Genomic DNA, 23,758 nt, shown 5'->3' with positions numbered 1-23,758 from the left:
CCCTTTTGGAGACTGAAAAAGTATACAAAAGAGGTATATACACTCAAACGCTGTCAAAGATACAATAAACATATATAATCCAGCAATTGGAAAAACTTTGAATATCTCTTCCAAAGCACCTGGATACACATACAGGAGGTAATGGCATGTCCGATGTCTCCATCATCATTTGTACCCGCAACCGGATCGAAGACCTGACACGCTGTATACAATCTATTGCTGTACAGCAGCAATTGGAGCATACGGCTGTAGAACTGCTGATTGTTGATGACGGCGATATTTCCGACCAACAGATTGAACAGTACCGTCACTTGGTATCCGGATTGCCTCAAGGCGTTCTGAAATATTATAAAAAAAGTCGTCCCGGCGTTTGGTTATCCCGCTATGAGGCCTTGTCTCTTGTGAGATATGATATAGTGCTGTATTTTGACGATGATGCCGAACTGGACGATAAACTCTATATCCGGCGCTTGCTCGATACCTACGAACAGGATGAAACGATTGTAGGTGTTGGAGGGATTGCAAAGGGACTACATTCGAGCCGGGCAGGAAAGCTGCTGGGCGTTTTGACTTTTCAGATGTCTTCTTCCCTCGGCAAGCTCTCGCCCAGTAGTCTGGCGGGGTCGTTGCTGCGTTGGGGTGAAGCAACCGAGACTTTTGACACTGAATTTTTCCATGGCTGCAATATGTCATTTCGGAGGGATGCGCTTCGGGACATGAAGCCGTATCCGTGGATGACCAGCTATGCCGTGGCTGACGACTTGTATATGTGCCAGTTAGCGAGTCGTTACGGCAAACTCGTGATCAATCCCGACTTAAAAATCATCCATCACGAGTCTCCAAGCTCGCGCGATAAGGCGGGCAGAGTAGCCAAGGCAACAGCGATTAACCACTATTATTTTCTTGCCCTGAAAAAGGCGGGATTTATCCAGTATGGAGCTCTTTTATGGACCTTAACCTACTTGATGCTTAAAGAAACGCTGCGCCGTAATTTTAACGCAGCAGATGGATACAAGCAGGGGGTGTTGTTCATTCTGAACCCGCGAAAGCAAAAATATAACGAATATTTAGGCCCGGCGGTTCAGTAATCCGCTTTATACACATTGACAGGATAAAGGGGGAGTATGATGTTAAGCTTGTCCATTGCTCTGTGCACCCGCAATCGGGTTGACGATCTGACCCGATGCATTAATTCCATTGCCATGGGGGGAGCACCGGAAGCATGTGAAACCGAGCTGTGGATTATTGATGACGGAGATTTGCCAAAGCATGTGCTGGAACGTTATGAACATCAGTTGGGCAGAGCGGGAATTGCCTACCGCTATCACCGTAAGGAGCAGCCTGGATTATGGCTATCACGTGTAAAAACGGTGGAGCTTGCACAAGGTGACATCATTTTGTTCCTTGACGATGATGTGGAGCTGCCGAGCAACTACTTGAATGAGTTAATGCGCACCTATGAAGCATATCCGCAGGCGGCTGGTGTCGGCGGTATAGCACAGGGAATGAGCAACAGCTTCATGGGTACTATTCGCTGCTTGCTATCATTCCAGCAATCCTTGTCCAAAGGGAGATTGTCCCTCAGTGGTCAGTCCGGCTCAATGTACAACTGGCATAAGGCCAAGAAGACGTTTAAGACCCAGTTTTTTCATGGCTGTAATATGTCATTCCGTCGTGAAGCAATTCTAAGTTTGGAGCCGGTACCCTGGTTGCAAAGCTATAGCGTCGGCGAGGATCTACTACTTTCCCGTATAGCCATGAAAAGCGGTCCATTGTATATAAATCCAGCTCTTACGCTGCTTCATCACGAATCGCCGTCCTCGCGCGACAATATGGAGCAGGTGACTTATATGCGGGTGATGAATCATATTCATCTACTTCGCGACGAGGGGGCTGGGCCGCTCGGTTATGCAGCCCTATATTGGACGACGATGTATCAGATTTTGAGAGAAAAGCCTAAAAAAAATCATAAAGCCATTCAAGGCTATAGAAGAGCACTAAAAGAGATCTTCTCAAGTGCGAAGGAGCCTGTTAGTGGAGGACAGCTGCCTGAACGTAATTCCAAAAAAACGGTAGGCTGATGGAGGTGCGTCAAAAGACGCAATGTGAGCATAGAGACGAGAGGCTTAATAAGGAACAGGAGTTGGACGTAACATGAGCACATGGACAGCAGCAAGGAAAGTATTCACGGGTGACAGTCTCGCCAAAACGATCATGCGCACGAGCTTTAACAATTTCTTTGTGCTAATCGTCACGACCCTGACTTCCATCCTGACCGCACGTATGCTCGGAGTAGAGGGGAAAGGTGAACTGGCGGCTGTTCTGTTCTGGCCTACACTGATCGGCAGTGTATTGAGCTTCGGCTTGCCAACCTCGTTAATTTATAACCTTAAGAAAAAAACAGGCACGACGGAAGAACTGCTGGCGTTGTCGCTCTGGATTCAGTTGCCTGCCAGTTTGTTGGCGGGAGCGGTGGCCTGGATATGCATGCCGTTGTGGCTGAATGGCTATGGTGCGGACATCATCCAACTATCGCAGATTTATTGTGCGGCAGCAGTGCCGCTAGCCGTGCTGACAGCACTCACGACGGCATTATCGCAAGGATTGGATCGGTTTAGCGTATATAACGGCCTGCTGTTTTACTATCCATTACTGAATTTCATTGGTTTAGTGACCCTGTGGCTGATGGGCTTGCTCAATGTGCAGCTGGCGGGGATAGTGAATTTTGCCGCGAGTTTCCTTGCGCTCGTGTGGGCGTTCCTTCGTTTGTGCAAGCATATGAATTTGCGCGCATTTCGTCCGTTGACCAGCCGCCAGGTGCTGCGCCCCTATTATAGCTATGGAGCGCGGGTGTATGGGATGGAGTTGATGGGAACGCTGTCCACACAAACAGACAAAATCGTCATTGTGGCCCTGCTGTCACCCAAAGCGTTCGGTCTGTACTCTGTTGTCTACGCCTTGTCCCGAGTGTTCAATGTGGTGCAAAATGCCGTCACTAACGTTACCTTTCCCAAGGTGACGGGAATGGAGCACAGCAAGATTGTCGAAACGGTGGGGCGTGCTTTTCGCATCTCCATGGCTGCGATGCTAATCGTCATTGTACCGGCTCTTTTCATTGGTCGATACATGCTGGGTTTGCTGTATGGTCCCGCTTTTCTGGAAGCATCGCTAACGTTCTACCTGCTGTCGCTGGAATGTATTATTGGTGGCGGCTCCTGGATTCTGGCTTCAGCCTTTAACGCACTTGGTCGTCCGGGATTGGTACTGTTCCGGCAAATTGTAGCCTATGCAATCACCGTGGGTCTGTTTTTCATTTGTACACCGATCTTCGGTCTGGACGGCATTGCTATTGCTTTGCTTGTAGGTGCTTGTGTACGGTTGGCGTTCTCGCTGTTCTCGTTCCCGATGTTTTTCAATGTTCCGTTATCTCGGATCATTTTTGATAAAAGTGATATTACATTTGTCTTGCAGACTATACAAAAGAAGCGCAGGAAGGGTGAACTGAAAGATGCCGAATTCGCATCCCATGGCTAAACTGAAAAATAAGCTGAGCGTCATTCTCGACGTAGTCCCTCAAGGTTCGAACATTATTTATGTCGATTATCCCGTCTATAATAACGGTGGGGACGTACTGATCATGAAAGGCACCGAAGCGTTCTTCAAGGATAATGGCATTCGTGTCCGTGCCCGTTATAGCGCCATGGATATACCCGATCAGCTTCATATTCCGGGCGACTGGATTATCGTGTGTCACGGCGGGGGCAACTTCGGCGATTTATATGCAAATCACCAAAATTTGCGGGAACGCATTGTTCGTGATTTCCCTAACCACCGAATTGTAATCATGCCGCAGACAATCCACTTCCAGTCTGAACAGAAGGCTAATGAGGTGGCGGCCTTGTTTAATGCGCACCCGGATCTACATATGTTTGTGCGGGATACACGCTCTTATCAGTGGGCTAAGGATAAACTGAACCAATGCAGTATCACATTATGTCCTGATATGGCTCACCAGCTCTGGCCATTGAAGCCAACAACGGAAACCGTGAAGGACGTATTGTACTTCCTGCGTACAGATATTGAAACGGTAGGAGGACAAAAGAAATTCGATGACGAGGCGGATGCCTCTCACCGTCTGGATTGGGATACTTTATTCACTCCGCTGGAAGTGAAGGGGATCGTCTATTTCCAAAAGTTTTACCGTCTGAATAAAAAAATCGGCGGCCCGCTGCCTACGCGTACATTTTGGTACAAGTATACCGACCATCTCATGAACAAGGCGGTTACGCTGTTCAGTTCTTACCGCGAGGTTCGCACTTCACGGCTGCATGGTCACATTCTAGCCTGTCTGCTAGATATGCCGCATGTTGTCATCGATAACTCTTACGGCAAGAATTCGCAATATTATAATACCTGGACACAGCCGAATCCAAAGGCGAAGCTGTTCAGTGAAACCCCTGATGCATTAGAGCAACCGTCTTAATCGCGGGAAAAGCCCTCTAACAACCTCCTGAACACTTCATTGGTTTAGGAGGTTTTTGGTTCAGTGCAGCATAGAGTATTCATATGAATTAATTAGATAAACAATTAAGCCAATGAATATTTAATGACTTAATATATAAGAGAGGATATTTTCGCTCTATTTTGACAATTCATTTCATGAATAGATATAATTTATGGGATAAAACTTGCAGAAAAGCGGGGAATTCTCCGACTTTTGCTGTACATCACATGATCGTATATTTATTTAAATGAATCGAGGCTGACGAATGAGCAATCAATCGATAGACATGCTTCTCACGAAGGATATTGTGCGTGAAGGGGAGCCGATTTTGCGCACAAAGGTTGATCCGGTATGTCTGCCGCTGTCTGAAGAGGATCTTCAACAGATGCAGTGGATGCTGGATTATCTGAAAAATAGCCAAAATGAAGAGCTGGCCACCCGCTATGACTTGCGCCCGGGCGTAGGGCTATCTGCCAACCAGGTTGGGTTGAATAAAAGAATGTGTGCTATCTACTATGAAGATGGGGACCAAACGGTAGAATATGCCCTGTTTAATCCAAAGCTGGTCAGCCACTCTACATCCATGATTTATTTGGAACAGGGCGAGGGATGCCTGTCTGTAGATCGGTACATCCCCGGATATGTCCCGCGGTACGAGAAGATTCGCATCAAGGCCATTTTACCGGACGGAACTCAGGAGCTGTTAACGTTTAAGGGCTATGCAGCAATTGTAGTACAGCATGAAATGGACCATCTGGATGGGATTATGTTCTATGACCGTATCAACCCGGAAGATCCTCATAAGCTGCCACAGGGAGTGCATATCGAACCTTGTGTACGTTAATCGTTCGTGTCTGTAAAGTGTGGTGACTCCGTTCACCACCTTTTTATTTTGCAAGAAAACATGGAACTAAATGTTGTGAAGCTTTAAAATTGAAAACATGTAAGCCGTGATAAAGGCTATTGAGAACGAACAAAATGTAAGCGCTTATCTTGTGGGAGGGATGGCATGTATCGTGGAGTACGGCATCTGATGAATAATATGCGTATGCGGAATAAGCTGCTCTTCTCCTATGTACTGATTGTCATGATCCCCGTGCTGGTGGTTGGCGGCTGCGTTACTTTTTATTTGCGAGCGCAGGCACTGGACAGTGCGATTGCCCAGACGGTAAATAATGTGGAGAAAATTAAGAGCCAGACGGCAAATTTATTGCGGGTGCCAACGGATATTTCAAACGGGCTCATGTTCGATAAAAGGCTGAGGGAAATGGCAAACCATCGTTATTCCGGCATGGTGGAGCTTATGAATGCCTACCATCAATACAAGGATTTTAATGAGTACACCCAGCAATATAGAGAGGTTGCTACCATTCGCTTCTATTCGTACAATCCGACCATAGTCAACAATCTGGAGTTTATTCCTGTGGACGCCAACATTGAGCGGCAGCCGTGGTTCCAGGCGGCTTTGAAGGGGACGGCGATTAACTGGTTTTACATTCAGGATAAGGAGGATAACCCGGTTAATCGCCTCAGCCTGGTACGGCAAATTCCTTTTCCCGAATACAATTCCAAGGGAGTCCTGATGATTGCGCTGAGTCAGACCGAGTTGAATTATATGCTGAGCAAAGAGCCCTTTGAAACATTGATTGCGGATCATAACGGGATAGTAGTCGCAGCTACCCATCCGCAGTCGGTAGGTCAGACATTGACCGATTTACATTTAGGCTTTGATGTCCAGCGTGCAGGTAAGGGTATATATGAAGCAAAAGTTAACGGAACGCCCTCGAACATTATTGTGGATGAGCTGCTGCCAACTTCAAGTGTGAGCGGATTCACAATTATTTCGGTGTTTTCGACAGAACATATCGTGCAGGGGGCGAACCGGGTCAGCCTGATCGGTGCATTATGTGTTCTAGCGGTACTGATCATGGCGTTGATTCTCATTACCATCATTTCCTGGCTTATTACCAAACGGCTTCAGCGGCTGAGCTATGAGTTGGGTAAGGTAGCTGCGGGTGATTTTCATGTGGTATCAAGTGTGGAGGGAAGGGATGAGATCGGTGATTTATCCCGCCGTTTCAACTACATGGTGAGCAGTATCCGCCAGCTTATGGCCCAGGTCTATGAGACGAGTGAGCACAACAACAAGCTTGAATTGGCGCAAAAGGATATCAAGCTAAAAATGATGGCAAGCCAAATTAATCCGCACTTTCTGTTTAATGCGTTAGAATCCATCCGAATGAAAGCACATCTGAATGGAGAAGCGGAGATTGCAACGACAGTACGTTTGCTTGGCAGGCTGATGCGTAGGAATCTGGAGATTGGTAGTGGTAAAACAACCGTATTACAGGAACTGGATATGGTGCGATCCTATTTGCAGATTCAGCAGTTCAGGTTTGGAAATCGCTTGATCTATGAAGTGAATTTGGAAGAAAGCGCGAAGGACATGTCGATTCCTCCCTTAATTATACAACCGCTGGTGGAAAATGCAGTCATTCATGGCCTGGAAAATAAGGAAGAGCCCGTTACTGTGAAGGTAGATATCACGATAGAACGAAGAGAGCTGCAAATTAAAGTTGCTGATAATGGAATTGGCATGGAAGCAGAGCAACTGACCCGTCTATTGGCTCGGATTACAGGTACGGAGGAGCCGGAAGGGAGCAGTATTGGTCTGCGTAATGTACATCAACGTCTGACATTAATGTATGGGGAACGTTATGGTCTGCATATTGAAAGCGCATTACAAGTAGGAACATCCGTATACTTTTCCATTCCAAGGGAGGAAGCGTCGAATGTATAAAGCGATGATTGTAGATGATGAGCCTGCGATTCGCGAAGGATTGTCTTCCATTATTGACTGGGGGGATTGTGGCTTCCACATCGTCGATACAGCAGGGAACGGGCGCGAGGCGCTGGAGAAGTTCGGAGAACATCGACCGGAACTGGTCATTGTAGATATTCGTATGCCTGGGATGAGTGGACTGGAGGTGATACAAAACATACGTCAAATGAACGGGGAGCCGTTTCACTTCCTGATTTTGAGCGGATACGCAGACTTTGATTATGCAAGGCAAGCCATGGGATTCGGGGTGGATGGTTATCTGTTGAAGCCCGTTGATGAGGAAGAAATGACATTAGAGCTCAAACGGGTACGGCAAAACATTGAGAATGAAAAGGGAGATGGAAAGTGGGGAAGTCCGACTTCGCATGAGCGCGATTGGATTGAAGCATTGCTGTTTCCGGTTCATGGAGAACATGCTCGCGATGCTGTCGAACCTAGCCAGAGTGCATCCGAGCAAGCTGAACAACAAAGCGGAGGTGGAAAATACGGACAACAGCCAGCGTTACCCGCATTGGACTGGAGCAGCTATCAGGTGGTTCTGCTGGATATGCGTATACCTGACTGGGATCGGCAATCCCGGCAGCTCGCAGCCAAGCAGCGGCTAGCGGAATTGTGTCGTGAACAGGGTAGAGGCATTGTGTTTGAGGCTGGAATATATACGGGTCTGCTGCTCCCCGCCATGTTAAAAACAGAGGAAGATGCTGTTCAGCTGCTGGCTGTATGGCGACAGGAGCTAAAACCGTGGGTAACTGAAATTTATGGAGCTGCGGGTGCTCCGGTAGACATACTTGGCGAGATTCCCAGATCTTTTGAGCAGGCGTTACGATTGTTGGAGCGTGCGTTTTTGTTCCGGGCAGAAAGAGTCATGCTCCCCGGTGACCTGCATGAATGGGAGACAATCCATGCTGAAATGGATGAAGCGTCGGATCGAGCCTCGAATGCTCCCATACGTTATGCAGAAAAGCTGTACTATGCGCTGGATATGGCTAACGGTAAAGCCGCGACCCGTGTCATTAAGGAAATGGAAGCCCAATTTCCCAAAATTTATCGTACCGAATCTGGAATCAAGGCAGCATTCGCCCAGACGTTCACACTGGCACTCAACAAGTATGCAGCTGGACAGGAGCACAGCCGAACCGTGCTGGAGGACCATTCCAGCTTGATTACCAACGTATATGCTTATTCAACATTGGGGGAGCTGGTGGATCACTCGCTTGAGCATGTATTGCAGTGGATTGGTCAGACTGACACAGGTGGCAAGGAAATCATCATGAAGCAAATGATAGATTTTATACATGGTCATTATGATGAAAATTTGCGACTGGAGTTACTGGCAGATATGTTCAATTACAATAGTGGATATTTGGGCAAATTGTTCAAAAGTCATACAGGCGAAGCCTTTAATGCCTACCTGGATAAGGTGAGGATTGAGCGAGCAAGGGAATTGCTTGCACAGGGGATTAAGGTACACCAAGTGGCGGGACGCGTGGGATATGCAAATGCAGATTATTTTCATAGTAAATTTAAAAAGTATGTTGGCATGTCACCGTCCTCCTACCGTAATCAGGTTCAAAAGAACGGAGGAACCGATAGCTGTTGATCAATTTCTAGGTTTAACATTATAAAGTCTCTCTTGCAGTTGTCGAAGGTATGTTCTCCGATATCTGTAAGAAAGGCTTTTTTATATGATGAAAAAGGGTGGATCAATAGAAAAAGTCACATTCACTATGGAATTTAGGTAGTTTTCATAGAAAAGACATCGTTATGACACAACTTTGACACGATGTTCACATTTTTGATTCTATTTCATTTAAATTAATTCTATATAATGGGGATATTCTGAAGCCGGGCGATGATAACTATGCAAGTTAACTGTGAGAGTTATTTCCCAAATAAGTGAAGTTTTCATATGTAAGAATGTGAATACAATCACAAATGTAAAAAGCTTCAGATTACATACATTATAAAACACTGTTAGAAGAAGTGCAGGGGGAGGAGCAGTATCATGGACGTATTGGATTTGGCACGGTTGCAGTTTGCAACCACTACAATTCTTCATTTTGTTTATGTGCCGATCTCCATTGGATTGTCGTTGTTAGTGGCAATTATGGAGACAATGTATGTTATCAAGAAAAAAGACTTGTACAAAAAAATGGCTCAATTCTGGGGAACATTTCTGCTGATTAATTTCGCGCTAGGGGTAGTCACCGGGATTTTGCAGGAGTTCCAGTTCGGAATGAATTGGTCGGACTTTTCCCGTTTTGTCGGTGATGTATTTGGTACACCGCTAGCCATTGAAGCATTACTCGCATTTTTCCTGGAATCGACCTTTATCGGTCTATGGGTATTCGGCTGGGAAAGATTATCGAAAAGCGTCCATCTAATTTGTATGTGGTTGGTAGCGATCGGTACGATGCTCTCGGCTTTGTGGATTCTGGCTGCCAATTCCTTCATGCAGCGTCCTGTAGGATATGGGGTTGTAAATGGACGTGCAGAAATGCAAGATTTCGCTGCCTTGTTAACGAACGAACAGCTTTTATGGGAGTATCCTCACACCATATTTGCTGCCATTGCAACCGGGGCTTTCCTCGTAGCCGGTATTAGTGCCTGGAAGCTGATGCATAAGAAGAACATGGACTTTTTTAAACCTTCTTTTAAATTAAGCATTATTGTTGCATTAATCTGTGCGATTGCTATTCCTTTGTTTGGTCATGGACAGGCTCAATATTTGATCAAAACACAGCCCATGAAAATGGCTGCCAGTGAAGCTCTGTGGGGAGACAGCGGCGATCCGGCGCCTTGGACGGTGATTGCAAATATTGACCCTGATAAGCAGGAAAATACCTTTGAGATTAAGGTTCCGTTTGCACTGAGCTTTCTGTCGTATAGCAAGTTTTCCGGCTCTGTGCCTGGTATGAAGGAACTTCAAGCAGAGTATGTAAAAACCTATGGTCCGGGGAATTATATTCCACCAGTCCGTACGACCTTCTGGAGCTTCCGCATTATGATTGCGGCGGGATGTGCGATGATTGCACTTGCTCTGTACGGGGCTTACCTAAGTTTTCGACAAAAATTGGAGGGCTCCCATCGTTGGTTCTTCCGTCTTATGCTGTGGGGGATATCTCTCCCATTCATCGGAAATACCGCGGGCTGGATCATGACAGAAATGGGACGCCAGCCGTGGACTGTATTTGGTTTGCTGCAAACAAAAGATTCCGTTTCACCTACCGTTGTAGCAGGAGAAGTGCTGTTCTCACTGATTGCATTTACATCGCTGTATCTCATTTTAACGGGGGTACTGGCATTCCTGTTTGCTCGTACCGCTCGTAAAGGTCCAGATATGGAGCCGCATCAGCATACGGTAATTCATGATCCATTTGCTCAAGGGGGTGACAGCATTGACGTTAAATGATTTATGGTTCTTATTGATCGCTGTGCTGTTTACAGGCTTCTTTTTTCTAGAAGGCTTCGATTTTGGCGTGGGAATGGCCACTGGATTAGTGCCGCGCAATGACCAACAAAAACGTTTGATGATCAATACAATTGGTCCATTTTGGGATGCCAACGAAGTGTGGCTGATTACAGCCGCAGGTGCGATGTTTGCCGCTTTCCCGCATTTTTATGCAACGATGTTTAGCGGATATTATCTGGTATTTGTGTTTATTTTGCTAGGCTTGATCTTGCGAGGAGTCTCCTTTGAGTTCCGTGGCAAGGCCGAAGGGAAAGGGTGGACAGGAACGTGGGATGCCTGCATCCTGATTGGCAGCTTCCTGCCGCCGATGCTGTTTGGTATGGTCTTTGCGGCTTTGGTAAAAGGCGTACCTATTCAGCAAAACATGAATTTGAAAGCTGGATTTATGGATGTATTCAACGGATACACCGTATGGGTTGGACTGACAGTGGTTGGGATGTGCCTTATGCACGGACTAACGTTCATTTCTCTGCGGACGATTGGTGAGGTAAGGGATCGTGCTCGTGTGATTGCGTCCAAATTCCTTCCAGTGTTGGGGATTCTGCTTGCTGGTATGGTCGTATGGACTTATTTTGCAACGGATTTCTTGGCACGTCGTGGTCCCTTTATGTATGTTGCGGTGGCAGTGGGAATTGCCGCCTATGTGCTAACATGGTATTTCCTGAAGCAGCGCCGTGAAGGATGGGCTTTCGGGATGACAGGTGCCATCATTTTGCTAAGCTTCGTCTCGTTATTCGTTGGCTTGTTCCCAAGATTTATGGTGAGCTCGATCAACAGTGCTTTTGATTTGACGATATATAATGCAAGTTCCAGTCCTTACACATTGAAAAATATGACGATTGTTGCAGCAACGCTTTTACCCTTTGTGTTGGCTTATCAGGCATGGAGCTATTTTGTTTTCCATAAGCGTCTCAGTGAGAAGGATCACCTGGAATACTAATGGATAAAGCCTGGTTTGAATTAAAGGGCATTCGGCCAGTAATGCTGCTGCTGGCCGCCCTTTCGCTGCTCCAGGGAGCAGCTGTAATTACACAAGCCATCTTTTTGGCAAAGGCTGTAACGATTTTGTTTAATAAAAATCCGTTGGTAATGGCTTGGCCATCGCTGGCGTTGTTTTTCGCGGCTTTTGCAGTGAGGCATACGACGATCTGGCTGCAACGCCGGACAGCTGGTCGTTTTGCCGAAGCAGCAGGCGCTTCCTTACGGGAGCGTCTGCTTGCGCGTTTGCTCGAGCGGGGTCCGGGTTTTGCTGCGCAGGAAGGAAGCGGCAAGTTGGTGACGCTAGCGCTAGATGGTGTAGATCGGTTTCGCAATTATTTGGAACTGTCGATTCCCCGTATGATAGACATGATGGCTGTGACCCTACTTGTGCTTGTGTATGTTTTCACATTGGACATGATCTCAGGTGTGATTTTAACGATTACGATGCCGATCCTGGTGGGCTTCTTTATTTTGCTCGGCCTGGCGGCGCGCAAGCAGGCAGACAAGCAGTGGCGTTCCTATCGACTGTTATCACATCATTTCACAGATTCGTTGCGTGGACTCCAGACACTAAGGTTTTTGGGACGCAGTCGGGCACATGGGGAAACCGTGGGGAAGGTCAGCGACCAATATCGCATGGCCACGATGCGTACGCTGCGGGTTGCGTTTCTTTCTTCATTTGCTCTCGATTTTTTCAGTATGCTGTCGGTTGCTTTTGTAGCGGTAGGCCTGGGTCTGCGCCTGATCAGTGGATCCGTGGGTCTGGAGGCAGGCTTGGCGGTGCTTATTCTAGCACCGGAATATTTTATGCCTATACGCCAGTTGGGATCAGACTACCACGCCTCATTGGACGGTAAGGAGGCGTGGGAAGCGATACGCTCCATTCTCGTTGCAGAGGATGAAGTGATAGAGCCGAATGCACAGACAGCTAATGATAAAGGATTAGACATCACGGGACAGGATATCCTCAAGCTGTCTGATGTGTGTTTTCTTAATGAAGACGGTTCCGCCCGGCTTGAACATGTGTCTGCAAGTGTGGAACCGCACATGAACATGATCGGCATCGTCGGGGCGAGTGGTGCAGGCAAAACGACATTGCTAAGTTTGCTGGGCGGCTTTTCTGCCCCCACTTCAGGTGAGCTGATCCTGAATGGATGCCGATTATCTGCGGATACCCAAGCTGAATGGCAGCGGCATATTGCCTATATTCCACAGCATCCATATCTGTTCAGCGCTACTTTGGCTGATAATATTCGCTTTTATGAACCGGAAGCGTCCAACCAGCAGGTAGAGTGGGCGATTGATGCCGTTGGCCTACGTGAACTGGTGGACGGTCTTCCGGGTGGATTAGATGAGCCTATTGGGGAAGCAGGCCGGACATTGAGCGGAGGGCAGGCGCAGCGGATTGCCTTGGCGCGGGCTTTGCTCAGTGACCGTCCGATCATATTATTGGATGAGCCGACGGCACATTTGGATATTGAGACAGAATGGGAGTTAAAACAGACTATTTTATCCGTATTCAAACACAAAAGGATGTTTCTCGCCACCCACAGACTGCATTGGATGCCGGATATGGATTGTGTCTGGATGATGAACCAAGGTCGTCTGGAAGAGGCAGGTTCCCATCAGCAACTGGTTGCACAAAAGGGAGAATATTATCGATTGCTGACGGGAATGTCGGAAGGAGGGGACGGACGATATGAGAGCAACGGACAATAATAGCCAAGGCTGGTTTTTGCCTTATTTGAAACAGTATTTTTGGGCCTTTCTGGCAGCGGCTCTTTTGGGTGCGCTGTCCATTGGATGTGCAGGCGCGCTGCTCTTTACGTCCGGCCACCTGATTACTCGTTCGGCCTTAAAGCCTGAAAATATATTAATGGTGTATGTGCCCATTGTGCTTGTGCGAACGTTTGGTTTTAGTAAAGCCGTCATTCAGTACCTGGAACGCTTGGTAGGCCATGATGCTGCGTTGCGCCTTGTGTCCCGTATGCAAGTACGACTGTATCGGGTAGTGGAACCGCAGGCGCTGATGATTCGCAGCAAATTTCGTACAGGGGATCTATTGGGGTTGCTGGCGGAGGATATTGAGCAGCTTCAAAATATCTATTTGAAGCTGGTCCTGCCTGCGTTATCGGCTTTGCTGATCTATGCAGCAGGCATCTTGGCGCTTGGCTGGCTGGACGGAACATTTGCCTTGCTCATGGCGCTATATGGGGGATTTTTGCTTTTTATCGCCCCGGCTATCTGGCTATGGACCTCACTCGCCAAACGGCGAGCGTTCAAGCAGGAACGAAGTAAAGCCTATCAGGAACTGACGGATGCTCTGTTCGGCATGAGTGATCTGGTGCTGAGCGGGCGGACTGGGCATTTCCTTAGCGCCTTTACACAACAGCACAAGAGGGCTGCCATGTTGGAAAATTCGCTTCGCCGGAACGAGTGGCGTTCTCATTGGATCGCACAATGCCTTGTAGGCGGCGGAATTGTGATTATGACTGTATGGGCTGGAGGGCTGGTAGCACAGGGCCGTATTGAAGCCACATGGTTGGCTTCCTTTGCTCTAGTAACTTTTCCGTTGCTGGATGCTTTCGTTCGCGCTGGGGAAGCGTTGGTTCATGCGCCGGAGTATAAGGATTCACTTCAACGTTTAAAAGATTCCGAGAAGGATACATCTGCATTTGCGGCACGAACAGATGCAGAACAACCAGCGGCAGACGATGCGGCGGACACTACCAAGGAACAGAAACAGGCTACCGCTCAGCGCCTAAGTCACGGAGGCGACCTACTGCTGAATAACGTGAGTTACCGTTATGCAGCAACGCAGGATTGGAGTGTGCGTAATATCTCTCTACACGTACCGCAGGGGGGCAAGGTTGCATTGCTTGGCCGCAGTGGTGCGGGCAAGTCTACGCTGCTGAATCTGATTCAGGGAGCATTGCAGCCTGATGAAGGGAGCGTCACTGTCGCAGGGGTGCCCGTATTTACAGGTGGAGCATACTCCAGTCTGTTTGCGGTGCTAAACCAGCAACCGTATTTGTTCGATACGACGGTAGCGAACAATATTCGTTTAGGGCGCCCTGACGCTACGCTGGATGAGGTTCGTGCAGTGACGGAGCAGGTAGGGCTTGGAGCCCTGATCGATTCTTTACCGGAGGGTTACGATACTAGAATGCAGGAGACGGGACTTCGCTTCTCCGGGGGAGAAAGACAGCGCATTGCACTGGCACGGATTTTGCTGCAAAATCATCCGATTGTTTTGCTAGATGAGCCGACAGTGGGGCTTGACCCGCTGACGGAGCATGAACTTATGCAGACGGTATTTCGCGTGCTGGAAGGCAAAACATTGATCTGGATCACTCATCATCTCACAGGAATGAAGCATATGGACGAGGTGATCTTTATGGAACAAGGCACCATCCCCATGCGAGGTAGTCATGATGAGCTTTGGCGTGAGCATGCCCGGTACCGTCATCTGTATAAGCTGGATCATCCGAGTCTGTAAAAATAGGGATAATCACCAGGTCGGATAAATATGATTTATCCGCTAGGAGTTTTAAAACAAGGTATTTAAAATTTCGTTTAACTTTTATATACTGTTAGAGTTGATGCGTCACATATCATGTAGATTTCAACTGGAGGGGCTGATAGGAATGAAAACACTCATCTCTAAACATTGGCATTTGATGCTGATTGGTTTTGTAGCCCTGATCATGGGCGGGTTTGTCTTGTTCTATTTTCAGGGGAGTGTGTCATCGTTTCCGGCCGCTCAACCTAAACAAGCTCAGGAAGAGCCAGACAAGACCCAATACGAGATCGTTACAGTGGGTGTAAAAGGGGATGGTTTCTATCCTAAAAATATTGAAGTGAAAGCTGGCGTTCCAGCCAAGATTAATTTTAAGAAAATGACGTCCTTTACTTGCATTAATGAAGTACAGTCGCTGAAGATCGGAATGGATGTTTACTTGGATCACGAAAATAACTATTATTCCGTCAAAGATTTAAAACCGGGGGTATATGAGTACAATTGCGGTATGTACATGTACTACGGGACGATCACGGTAAAATAAATCAAAAAAGCTTTCTGGCACATTGCTGCTAGAAAGCTTTTTTTCTTCCCTCAGGGAATTTACATGGGAACGGAGCAGGCGGAATGGTGCTGGACAAGCAACAGCGATGGGAAGCACCATCCGCATGCGTAGTGGCACAAATGTAATTTTTTTCATCCCATATATCTAATTTTGAACTGATTTTTCTCCTAATTCGTCGGGTACCCGCTTTTGAACCAGCAAAGTATGATAATAGTATCTAGAGATGAGGAGGAGCTTGTTATGGGATCTTCAACTGAAACCGCTTCCAGTACTGATGCTGTGATTCCTGAATCCAATCGGGGAAGACCGCGTAAGGCTCGCGGATCGAAGCCTGAACGCGGTGGAAAAGGCTTGTGGGACAGTGTGAAGCAGCAGAAGTATCTTTATTTTATGTCTATTCCTTTCGTCATATGGGTGTTTGTTTTCAGTTATTTTCCACTGTGGGGCTGGACAATGGCGTTTCAAAACTATAAGCCAGCCAAATCGTTTTGGAATCAAAAGTGGGTAGGGCTGGACAACTTTGTTGAGCTTTTTCAGGATGAACGTTTTTATCTGGTTTTACGTAATACGCTGGCGATGAGCTTGATGGGTATTGTTTTTGGTTTTGTTGTACCGATCTTTTTTGCAATTCTGCTAAATGAGCTGCGCGGTATGCTGTTCAAACGAGTTGTGCAGACAGTATCCTACCTTCCGCATTTTGTATCCTGGGTAGTGGTGGCCGGACTGGTGACGAAAATGCTGTCCATTGACGGAGGGGTTGTTAACGATATATTGGTAGCGCTTCATATTGTGGATGAGCCGATTCAGTTCATGGCCAAAGGCAACTGGTTCTGGTACATTGTAACCGCTTCCGACATTTGGAAAGAGACAGGCTGGAATACGATTATTTATTTAGCCGCCATCACCGGAATTGACCAAGAACAGTATGAAGCTTCGCGGGTAGATGGGGCCAGTCGCTGGAGACAGATGTGGCATATTACGCTGCCAGGTATTCGTTCGACCATTGCCATTCTGTTTATTATGGCGATTGGACATCTGGTCAGCAATGGTTTTGAAAAGCAGTTCTTGCTTGGCAACAGTCTGGTAACCGATTATTCGGAAGTGCTGGATTTGTATGCACTGAATTACGGGATTAATTTGGGTCGCTTCTCTTACGGGACGGCAATAGGGATTTTCAACTCACTGGTTAGCATTCTGTTGTTGTTTACAGCGAACGGTATATTCAAAAAACTGACCAAAGAAAGCATCATGTAGGGAGGGAGAAGCGAAATGACGAATAAGGCATTTAATGCTACACGGTCTGAAAAGCTGTTTGACCTGTTCAACTATATCCTCATGGCTCTGATCGTGGTGTTGACGCTGTATCCGTTTCTAAACGTACTAGCGATTTCCCTGAACAATTCGACGGACACGGTTCGCGGCGGTATTTATATATGGCCTCGCCAGTTTACACTTGAAAATTACAAAACGATTTTCCAATACGATGGCCTTCTTCAGGGTCTGCAGATCTCGATTTTACGTACAGTGGTTGGAACGGTACTGGGACTTATCTGTGCTTCAATGCTTGCATTTACACTCAGTCGGGTCGATTTCCGCGCACGCAAGTTCATATCCACTTTTCTAGCCTTAACGATGTATTTTTCCGGCGGGATGGTGCCTGTGTTTATTTTGATGCGTGATTTGCATTTGCTGGGCTCATTCTGGGTGTATATTTTTCCGGGGCTGATCAGCGCGTTTAACGTTTTTGTCATTCGCTCCTTTATGGACGGGTTGCCGTATGCGTTACAGGAGTCTGCCAAGCTGGATGGAGCCAATGACTTTACGATATATTTAAAAATTATTTTACCGCTGTGCAAGCCTGTGCTGGCGACCATTGCTCTGTTCTTGGCGGTAAATCAATGGAACGCATGGTTTGATACGTATTTGTACAACGGAACAGCCGCACAATGGACAACGCTGCAATTTGAGCTGATGAAGATACTGCAAAGTACCCAGCAAGGCGGTGCTAATATGGCGAATAGCAATGATATGGCCAAGCAAATGGCTCAAATTTCGCCAGAGTCGATTAAAATGGCGATCACGATTACCGTTACGCTTCCCATTTTGCTCGTATATCCGTTCCTGCAAAAGTATTTTGTAGGCGGTATGACACTGGGAGCTGTTAAATCATAACCATCCAATCGTAACACTCAATCTTCAACGGTAAAATCCTACAAACGCAGGAGGTCCTGAACATGAAAAAACACTGGTCCAGATTTGCACTAATCCCCTTGCTCGCCGTGTCACTTGCCACACTCGCAGGATGCGGTGGAAGCGATAAAGCAGCGAAGGAAGGCTCATCCAGCAGCACAGATCCGATTACGTTTAGCTTTTTCGGAGCAGATACAAGCCCGCAATGGAATGGAATGAAGGATGAAATAGGCAAGGAAATCACCAAGAAAACAGGTGTAACCTTGAACGCGGAATTTGATGTCAGCGGCGGAGGTGGAGATGACCGAATTGCTTTGATGGCAGCAAGTGGTGAATACCCAGACCTGGTCTCTCCTAAAGCAAATATTAACAAGCTTGTGGATGCGGGAGCGATGATTGATCTGACTGATCTGATCAACGATCACGCACCCAATCTCAAAAAGCTCTACGGCCCCTATATGGATCGGCTGAAGTACAGCAATAAAGATCAAGCCATCTATGTTATTCCTACGTATGCAGGAGTGGGGCAGGAGAGTTTTGACGCGACGGGAGGATTTGAAATTCAGCATAAGGTGCTCAAGGAGCTGGGTTATCCCAAGGTAAGAACCTTACAGGATTTTGAAAACGCACTCAAAACCTATACAGCCAAGCATCCAACAATCAATGGCAAAAAGACAATCCCGCTCACGCTGGATGCAGATGACTGGAGAATTATGATTACGGTAACGAACCCTGCTTTCCAGACGACGGGAGCGCCGGATGATGGTGAGTATTTTATTGATCCCAAAACGTTTGAAGCCAAGCTTCATTACAAACGTCCGGAAGAAAAGGAATATTTCCGTTGGTTGAACCACATGTACAATGAAGGGCTGCTTGATAAAGATTCGTTTGTGCAAAAAAGCGACCAATACAAATCCAAAATTGCCAGCGGTCGTGTCCTCGGTCTGATCGACCAGGAGTGGGGTTATCAGGATGCCGAAAATGCATTAAAAGCGTCAGGTAAGGCTGATGCCAGCTACGCGCATTTTCCAGTTACACTTTCGGAGGAATATAAGGATCATTCCTTTCAGGATACAGGCTTTGCGTCCGGTTATGGTGTAGGGATTACGGAAAGTTGCAAGGACCCGGTGCGGGCTATTAAATTCCTGGATTATTTAGCTTCCGATGAGGGACAGGTGCTAGTGAACTGGGGAATCGAGGGCAAGCATTATGAAATCAAAGACGGCAAACGCGTCATTCCTGCCGATGTGCTAGATCAAAAAACGAACAATACAACCAGCTTCAATAAATCCACTGGAATAGACTTGTACACATTAATGAGCGGACACTATGGCGACGGAGTGAAAGACCCTACGGGGAACTACTACACTGCCAAATTCCCGGAACAAATTATCGCGGCTTATTCGAAGCCGGAGAAAGAATCACTTAAAGCATATGGCGTAAAAACGTGGAAGGAACTGTTTCCAGGCAAAGAAGAATTTGATGTGAAGCCTTGGGGCGCAGCCTATAACATAACGACAGACAATGAATCCAACTATAACGTTACATTCAAAAAAACGACAGACATTATCCGCAAACGGATACCGGAAGCCATATTAGCACCAGCTTCCAATTTTGATACGGTATACGACAACATGATTAAAGAACTGGATGCCGCCGGAGCTGTTCAAATGGAACAGCAATACACGCAACTGGTGAAGGACAGAGTAGAGTTATGGAGTGGGAAGGCTGCTAAATAGTAAGTCCATTTATCCAAACTTTGAAATCTCGGAGTGACAGAGCGCATGCGTCATAGGCAATTTTGGGAGCAGCACTTTGTCTGACCTCATTTGAGGGAGGGTTTGACGTGACGAAGGGCGAAAGGCCACAGTCCCTGCGGTTATGGTATCGCCAGCCTGCTGAGATATGGGAGGAAGCATTGCCAGTCGGCAATGGAAGGCTGGGAGCTATGGTATTTGGCGGAATCAGGGAGGAGCATTTGCAATTAAACGAAGATACGCTCTGGTCCGGATTTCCAAGAGATGGCGTTCAGTATGATGCATTGCGATATCTGCAGCCTGCCAGAAAGCTGATTGCAGATGGAAAATACAAGGAAGCGGAGCAACTGATTACTACAAACATGCTGGGCCGCGATACGGAAGCCTATCAGCCTTTGGGTGACTTGTGGATTACGCAGGAGAACCTGGGGGAGATTGCGCATTATGAACGGGAACTGGATATGCAGACGGGGACGGCAGCGGTCACTTTTCAGAGTGATGGAGTCCGCTTTACCCGCAAAGTTATCGCCAGTGCACCTGATGGAGTCCTTATGGTGTCGCTGACTGCGAATGAGGTCGGGAAAATCCATGCATCTGTGCGCATGACCACACCCCATCCTTGTGAAGATGAAGCTGGAGAGGATGTGCATTTTGCTGATTCCTCCAAATGGGCTAGCGATGACGATCCATCCGAGGAACCGACCAGGGACTTTATTACGTTGACTGGACGAGCGCCCAGTCATGTGGAATCAAATTATCACGGCGATCATCCACAGGCTGTCGTTTACGAAAATGGTTTGGGAATGGCTTTTGCCGTTCAGGCGAGGGTTATTCCCGAGGGAGGAACCTTAACGTCGGGTAATGACGGAGCGTTGATCATCTCGGGCGCGGATAAAGTCACGGTGTATTTGGCAGCAGCTACCGGATTTCGGGGATTTCATGCTATGCCGAATAGTGATGCAACGGAGTCAGTAGAAGCATGCAAAGTCATTCTTGACGAAGCGATTTTGCTGGGAAGTGAGCAAGTGCGGCAACGCCATGAGCAGGATCACCGGAAGCTGTTTGACCGTGTTGCATTGGAACTGGGGGGTGACACGCAAGCTGACGAGTCCGCTCTACCGACCGATCTGCGGTTAGAACGTTACCAGAAAGGTCAGGCAGACCTTGGGCTGGAAGTGCTGTTGTTTCAGTATGGACGCTATTTGCTTGTGGGCAGTTCGCGTCCAGGCAGTCAGCCCGCCAATCTGCAGGGCATCTGGAATGACCGGGTACAGCCGCCTTGGAACAGTAACTATACAACCAATATTAATACACAGATGAACTATTGGCCCGCAGAGGTGTGTAATCTTGCCGAGTGCCATGAGCCGTTACTGCACATGATTGGAGAAGTCAGCCGTACGGGGCGCAGGGTCGCTTCCATCAATTATGGGGCTCAAGGATGGACAGTTCACCACAATATAGATGTATGGAGATACGCCGGACCGTCGGGTGGCCATGCCAGTTGGGCATTTTGGCCACTTGGGGGTGTATGGCTGACTGCTCACCTATGGGAGCGTTATCTGTTCACCTTGGATACAACCTATTTGGCAGAACAGGCTTATCCGCTTATGAAGGGGGCGGCAGCCTTTTGCCTGGACTGGCTCGTGGAGGGGCCGGATGGTCGGCTCGTAACGTCTCCATCCACATCACCTGAAAATAAATTCAACACGCCCGAAGGCGAGGATTGCAGTATATCGATGGGTTCCACGATGGACATGACGCTAATTCGGGAGCTATTGAGCAACTGTATTCAGGCCGCCGATCTGCTGGAATTAGACGATGAATTTCGCAAACGCTGCGAGGAGACACGGGAACGATTAATGCCCTATCAAATCGGCCGCCACGGTCAGTTACAGGAATGGTTGGTCGATTTTGAGGAAGCGGAGCCTGGGCATCGACATGTTTCGCATCTTTACGGGGTTTATCCCGGCCGACAGATCCATATCCGTGATACACCGGAGCTGGCTGAGGCGGCCCGCATATCACTAAGTCGACGACTTGATCATGGTGGCGGGCATACGGGATGGAGCTGTGCTTGGTTGATTAACCTGTACGCCCGGCTGGAAGATGGCGACGCTGCCCATCGGTATGTTCGCACGTTGTTGTCGCGATCGACTTACCCTAATTTATTCGACGCTCACCCACCTTTTCAGATCGACGGTAATTTTGGTGCGACGGCAGGCATCGCAGAAATGCTGCTGCAAAGCCGCCCGGGAGAGCTGACACTATTGCCTGCCCTGCCATCGGCATGGTCGGAGGGACGGGTCAGCGGTTTGAAGGGACGTGGCGGGGTCACGGTCAGTCTGGAGTGGTCCAGCTCGCGGCTGGTCCGTGCGGAACTAACCGCCTCCGTCCAGACAGGAAGCTTCACCATTCGCAGTGCATATCCGTTTCACGCTGATACTCGTCAGGCTCAGCCTGACCCCAAGCACGGAGGATTTATTTTGTCATGGATTTTTACCAAAAGGCAGGAAAAAGCAAAACAATATACGATTATAATTGAGGGAGAGGAAGAGAGACAATGACTATTTTTCAATTTCCGCAGGACTTTATGTGGGGTACCGCAACAGCTGCCTACCAGATCGAGGGAGCCTATCAGGAGGATGGGAGAGGCCTGTCGATCTGGGATACCTTTGCCCATACGCCTGGTAAAGTTTTTAACGGGGATAACGGCAATGTAGCTTGTGATAGCTATCATCGCTACGAGGAAGATATCCGCCTCATGAAGGAACTGGGCATTCGTACATATCGGTTCTCGGTGTCCTGGCCGCGTATATTCCCGAATGGTGACGGTGAAGTCAACCAAGAAGGGTTGAACTATTATCATCGCGTTGTTGATTTGTTGAACGACAACGGGATAGAACCGTTTTGCACACTGTATCACTGGGATCTGCCTCAGGCGCTACAGGATGTTGGAGGGTGGGGAAATCGCCGTACGATTCAGGCATTTGTCCAGTTTGCGGAAACGATGTTCCGTGAGTTTGACGGTAAGATACACCATTGGCTCACATTCAATGAACCTTGGTGCATCGCCTTTTTATCCAATATGTTAGGGGTTCATGCTCCGGGTCTGACGAATCTCCAGACAGCCATTGATGTAGGACATCATCTGCTGGTTGCGCATGGTCTATCTGTACGCCGATTCCGAGAGCTAGGTACCAGTGGCCAGATCGGGATCGCTCCCAATGTCTCCTGGGCTGTTCCTTACAGCACCTCGGAGGAGGATAAAGCGGCTTGTGCACGCACGATTTCTCTGCACAGTGACTGGTTTCTTCAGCCTATTTATAAAGGCTCGTATCCTCAGTTTTTGGTAGACTGGTTTGCGGAGCAGGGAGCTACTGTGCCTATTCAGGATGGGGATATGGACATCATCGGTGAGCCTATTGATATGATCGGTATCAATTATTATAGTATGTCGGTTAATCGCTTTAATCCGAAAGCAGGATTTCTTCAATCCGAAGAAATCAATATGGGACTACCTGTAACAGATATCGGCTGGCCGGTCGAGTCGCGTGGACTGTATGAGGTACTGCATTATTTGCAAAAATACGGGAATATCGATATTTACATCACCGAGAACGGGGCTTGTATCAATGATGAGGTCGTAAACGGCAAGGTGCAGGATGACCGTCGGATTTCCTATATGCAACAGCATTTGGTGCAGGTGCACCGGGCAATTCATGATGGCCTTCATGTTAAAGGCTATATGGCATGGTCACTTATGGACAATTTTGAGTGGGCAGAGGGATATAATATGAGATTTGGCATGATTCATGTCGATTTTCGCACACAGGTCCGCACTCCAAAGGAAAGTTACTATTGGTATCGAAATGTAGTAAGTAATAACTGGTTGGAAACTAGACGTTAAAACGAAGAAAAATGTTATGA

General features: G+C 47.7%; 17 protein-coding genes. All 17 read left to right on the top strand.

The window, feature by feature from the left end:
* Positions 1-146 precede the first annotated feature (146 nt).
* Positions 147-1,088, top strand: coding sequence for a glycosyltransferase family 2 protein (locus ACQQ6X_RS21190; RefSeq protein ID WP_063210330.1), 942 nt, complete (start codon positions 147-149; stop codon positions 1,086-1,088).
* A gap of 39 nt (positions 1,089-1,127) precedes the next feature.
* On the top strand, positions 1,128-2,081 hold the full coding sequence (locus tag ACQQ6X_RS21185) for a glycosyltransferase family 2 protein (protein WP_326402663.1): 954 nt from the start codon (positions 1,128-1,130) through the stop codon (positions 2,079-2,081).
* 73 nt (positions 2,082-2,154) lie between these two features.
* Positions 2,155-3,534, top strand: a complete 1,380-nt coding sequence (locus ACQQ6X_RS21180) for a lipopolysaccharide biosynthesis protein (protein ID WP_305166917.1) — start codon at positions 2,155-2,157, stop codon at positions 3,532-3,534.
* Positions 3,509-4,483 carry a polysaccharide pyruvyl transferase family protein gene (locus ACQQ6X_RS21175; RefSeq protein ID WP_305166915.1) on the top strand — a complete coding sequence of 325 codons (975 nt, stop codon included), beginning with the start codon at positions 3,509-3,511 and terminating at the stop codon, positions 4,481-4,483. The genes ACQQ6X_RS21180 and ACQQ6X_RS21175 overlap by 26 nt, the downstream gene beginning before the upstream one ends.
* A gap of 286 nt (positions 4,484-4,769) precedes the next feature.
* Positions 4,770-5,348 carry a peptide deformylase gene (gene def / locus ACQQ6X_RS21170; RefSeq protein WP_063210337.1) on the top strand — a complete coding sequence of 193 codons (579 nt, stop codon included), beginning with the start codon at positions 4,770-4,772 and terminating at the stop codon, positions 5,346-5,348.
* A gap of 165 nt (positions 5,349-5,513) precedes the next feature.
* Complete coding sequence (locus tag ACQQ6X_RS21165; RefSeq protein WP_305166913.1) at positions 5,514-7,304, top strand: cache domain-containing sensor histidine kinase; 1,791 nt, start codon at positions 5,514-5,516, stop codon at positions 7,302-7,304.
* A complete protein-coding gene (locus ACQQ6X_RS21160) occupies positions 7,297-8,946 on the top strand; it encodes a response regulator transcription factor (protein ID WP_305166912.1) in 1,650 nt (549 codons plus the stop codon). Before ACQQ6X_RS21165 ends, ACQQ6X_RS21160 begins: the two co-directional genes overlap by 8 nt.
* Before the next feature lie 405 nt (positions 8,947-9,351).
* Positions 9,352-10,758, top strand: a complete 1,407-nt coding sequence (locus ACQQ6X_RS21155) for a cytochrome ubiquinol oxidase subunit I (RefSeq protein WP_305166911.1) — start codon at positions 9,352-9,354, stop codon at positions 10,756-10,758.
* Entirely contained in the window at positions 10,745-11,758 is a 1,014-nt protein-coding gene (gene cydB, locus ACQQ6X_RS21150) for a cytochrome d ubiquinol oxidase subunit II (RefSeq protein WP_305166910.1), read from the top strand. Before ACQQ6X_RS21155 ends, cydB begins: the two co-directional genes overlap by 14 nt.
* Positions 11,758-13,518: a thiol reductant ABC exporter subunit CydD gene (gene cydD, locus ACQQ6X_RS21145; RefSeq protein ID WP_305166909.1), complete on the top strand. Its 1,761-nt coding sequence runs from the start codon at positions 11,758-11,760 to the stop codon at positions 13,516-13,518. The genes cydB and cydD overlap by 1 nt, the downstream gene beginning before the upstream one ends.
* Complete coding sequence (gene cydC / locus ACQQ6X_RS21140) at positions 13,499-15,298, top strand: thiol reductant ABC exporter subunit CydC (protein WP_305166908.1); 1,800 nt, start codon at positions 13,499-13,501, stop codon at positions 15,296-15,298. Before cydD ends, cydC begins: the two co-directional genes overlap by 20 nt.
* 148 nt (positions 15,299-15,446) lie before the next feature.
* Entirely contained in the window at positions 15,447-15,863 is a 417-nt protein-coding gene (locus ACQQ6X_RS21135) for a cupredoxin domain-containing protein (protein ID WP_305166907.1), read from the top strand.
* A gap of 261 nt (positions 15,864-16,124) precedes the next feature.
* A complete protein-coding gene (locus tag ACQQ6X_RS21130) occupies positions 16,125-17,138 on the top strand; it encodes an ABC transporter permease (RefSeq protein WP_305166906.1) in 1,014 nt (337 codons plus the stop codon).
* A gap of 15 nt (positions 17,139-17,153) precedes the next feature.
* Positions 17,154-18,056 carry a carbohydrate ABC transporter permease gene (locus ACQQ6X_RS21125; RefSeq protein WP_305166905.1) on the top strand — a complete coding sequence of 301 codons (903 nt, stop codon included), beginning with the start codon at positions 17,154-17,156 and terminating at the stop codon, positions 18,054-18,056.
* Positions 18,057-18,118: 62 nt separating this feature from the next.
* Complete coding sequence (locus tag ACQQ6X_RS21120; RefSeq protein WP_305166904.1) at positions 18,119-19,813, top strand: ABC transporter substrate-binding protein; 1,695 nt, start codon at positions 18,119-18,121, stop codon at positions 19,811-19,813.
* 107 nt (positions 19,814-19,920) lie between these two features.
* Positions 19,921-22,395, top strand: coding sequence for a glycoside hydrolase family 95 protein (locus ACQQ6X_RS21115; protein ID WP_305166903.1), 2,475 nt, complete (start codon positions 19,921-19,923; stop codon positions 22,393-22,395).
* Positions 22,392-23,738 carry a GH1 family beta-glucosidase gene (locus ACQQ6X_RS21110; RefSeq protein ID WP_149034340.1) on the top strand — a complete coding sequence of 449 codons (1,347 nt, stop codon included), beginning with the start codon at positions 22,392-22,394 and terminating at the stop codon, positions 23,736-23,738. Before ACQQ6X_RS21115 ends, ACQQ6X_RS21110 begins: the two co-directional genes overlap by 4 nt.
* The last annotated feature ends 20 nt before the right edge of the window (positions 23,739-23,758 follow it).

The sequence above is a fragment of the Paenibacillus ottowii genome (genome assembly GCF_050516475.1).
Lineage (GTDB): Bacteria > Bacillota > Bacilli > Paenibacillales > Paenibacillaceae > Paenibacillus > Paenibacillus ottowii.
This window is presented reverse-complemented; position numbering and strand designations above follow the sequence as displayed.